Raw genomic sequence first — 2,564 nt, 5'->3', positions numbered from 1 at the left:
CTTACAACAATATTTAAAGGTTGCCCAGTATCACGTGCAATTTGAATCTGAGTTCGCAACTGATTAGACATGGAAAGCCTCTGTACATTTTTAACCTCCAGCATACCGCCGACGTTTTTCCCCCACAAGTCAGGAATCGTTGTGGCCTGCGCGCCATTAGGAAGCCGCGTAGTCAATACTCAACCGCTTTATGAAGCCGCTCCCAGTGAACCGGGGTTGTTGAATAAGGAATAGCAACATGTAGCTCCCGACCCACGATCATATACTGTGTCAACAGTGAACCACTACAGGCATGCCTTTAAAATTCCAACATCACATCAATATTCTTCTCTAACTAATAATAAACCTGATCCGTATTATTAACCTTGGCTTTTGCTTTTGTATCCAGCGCTTTAGCACTAATAGCAACCTTCGTCTTCCTGCCCCCTTAGTCAGTCCGTGCCCCCTCGGGCTCGCCCCTAGCCCAACCAGAACGACTTATGGCCCCTCCCATGTCAACTCGCATCTAAGAGCAAGAGGGACTATCGAAAAAAGCTCCTTAATATATATTAAATTTTGATTGTAATTTGGAGATATATTCTCATTACAATTTTCAAAATAAACCCTTGCCTGATTATTTAAAAACCATATATCTTGCATTTCAAAACCAGGCTCTTTCAAGGCGCCAGCCAAATTATGTATTAGTTCAACATCATAATAACAAGACCTGTCATTAGCTCTTTCCTTTTTGCTCCATGTTTGAACACACCTCACATAAGGCAGAATAAGCTCTAACATTTTTATATATATATCAAATTTGCACAATTATGCCATTTCCTTACGAAATAATATTTAAACTATTTTCTTACCGGCACAGGTTTTGATCCAGAAATTGATTTCCCCACCTTAGTCCACACGCCATTTTCAATCAATTTTTTGATATAAGATACGTCACCTGTATCTTTATAAATGTCTTGCGCTGCAACCATACGATGGTTTCCTTCTGATATATAGTAACGCCCCTTATCATCCACATAATCTGCTATGCGCCCCCTTGGGACCATGAACTGATACTCTCCTTTTAACATATCAATTTTTACTCTATCAACTTCTAAAGGATTTCTTAAACCAGTCTGCATGCTTCTTATAGAAAACCCAATCCCATCATCCGAAAAATTTATTACAAAATTTCTTGCCAGCTTTACAAGCTCTTTCCCCGCATTGCCCAGCGACGCCAGCGCCAACTGGTTTTCCGGGTCCCCAACAAAGGCGACGAAACTCATCCAGCCCGGGGTTGTGGCATCTATCCTTGCGAGGTCTTTTTCATTCTCACGCAGTACAAAGGCCCTGACATCCACTGCCATCGAGCAGAACAGCTGCTCCAGTCGTTGTGCCGCTTCAATGCCGCGGCAACCATCGACCTTTCATTGCAGGGCATTTACGGCATCGTGAGTATCCAATTTCGCACCTGTATCGACCTTCGGGAGAAATCGGCCCTGCTACATGGACATGCAAACCCTCTCCGCAGCCATCCACACTCAGTGATAACCACCGTTAATACATGGCAATATTTTTTCAATACCTGTTTTATTTCTTCCGTACCAGCACGATCCGGTTAGTCCCGGAATGGTAATGACCGACCAGTTTCGGGCTTGCTGTCGCATCCTGCCCGGCGGGCACCTCCAGGCGCATGGACAAGGCTTCGGGTTCACGAATTACCCCCTCATCCATGCCCGGCAACCGGATTTCATGCTCGCTGCTGATCGGGACATCCACCGGTTCGGCCGGCACTGCAGGAGGGGCGGGTTCTTCTTCCGGCTCGTGAAGCTCGATTTTTATTCTTTTCTTCCATCGCTTCGCTTCTGCTCGCTGGCGCTGTTTCCATTGCTGGTGCAGTTCCCATTTTTTCCGTATGGAATCAGGGCTACCATCACCCCCTCTTCTTTCCACATAGAGATTCACAGCTGCCATAAAAATCAAACAAGAAGCATAATATCCAGATGAAGTAGCAAGAAACCGATGCCAACCTATATCACTTTCATCAGCCAAAAATATTTTATCAAATAAACCATAAAACCAGGAAAACAACATATCCACATACCACAAAAATGTAGATATCGTTATGCAAAACAACCATGCCCTGAGTAATCCGCCATAAGTACACGCATCAAAAAACCATTTCCCGCATGGGTTTTTATGCGATTTCCACATGCTAATTTTAGAAAACTTTTTCACTATTGATTTTCTATATCAACATTAATTGGCAACTCTAAAATTGGGCCAAAATTACTGATGCCATGCCCAATCCAATGACCAGCCATATCTGGATAAGGATTTTTTCTACCAAGATTTTGCAAAATAGCCGGAACTTTTTTGTTGAAAGGTGACGCACCAATACGCATAGGCAGTATTCTTCCAAGCGAGTCTCGCACCACTGTATTAGTTACATATCCGAAGCTAGAGAGCCCTCCCCCTATCAGCGCCCCCTCGACCACATCCTTCCCCTCCCCATACATCCCATTCACCGCTACCGTATTCACCCCACCCACCCCCGCCCCTATCGCGGCATCACGCCACAGCGACAC

5 protein-coding genes are annotated in these 2,564 nt (G+C 44.7%); all 5 read right to left on the bottom strand.

Annotated features, from left to right (window positions below; all coding sequences use genetic code 11):
- A partial coding sequence (locus tag DFO50_RS20040) for a putative toxin (protein ID WP_199489903.1) occupies positions 1-176 on the bottom strand: 176 nt, incomplete at its 3' end.
- The gene (locus tag DFO50_RS20035; RefSeq protein ID WP_373280126.1) at positions 173-274 is read right to left on the bottom strand and encodes a hypothetical protein; all 102 of its coding nucleotides are present in this window, start codon (positions 272-274) and stop codon (positions 173-175) included. The genes DFO50_RS20040 and DFO50_RS20035, both read right to left, overlap by 4 nt.
- Positions 275-836: 562 nt before the next feature.
- Positions 837-1,343, bottom strand: a complete 507-nt coding sequence (locus DFO50_RS19055; RefSeq protein WP_146745162.1) for a hypothetical protein — start codon at positions 1,341-1,343, stop codon at positions 837-839.
- A 223-nt stretch (positions 1,344-1,566) separates the two neighbouring features.
- Complete coding sequence (locus tag DFO50_RS19050) at positions 1,567-2,214, bottom strand: hypothetical protein (protein ID WP_146745161.1); 648 nt, start codon at positions 2,212-2,214, stop codon at positions 1,567-1,569.
- Positions 2,214-2,564, bottom strand: a 351-nt coding sequence (locus tag DFO50_RS19320; RefSeq protein ID WP_199489902.1) for a hypothetical protein, incomplete at its 5' end; no start/stop codon positions are given. The genes DFO50_RS19050 and DFO50_RS19320, both read right to left, overlap by 1 nt.

The organism is Microvirgula sp. AG722 (assembly GCF_003269145.1).
Classification (GTDB): Bacteria; Pseudomonadota; Gammaproteobacteria; order Burkholderiales; family Aquaspirillaceae; genus Microvirgula; species Microvirgula aerodenitrificans.
This window is presented reverse-complemented; position numbering and strand designations above follow the sequence as displayed.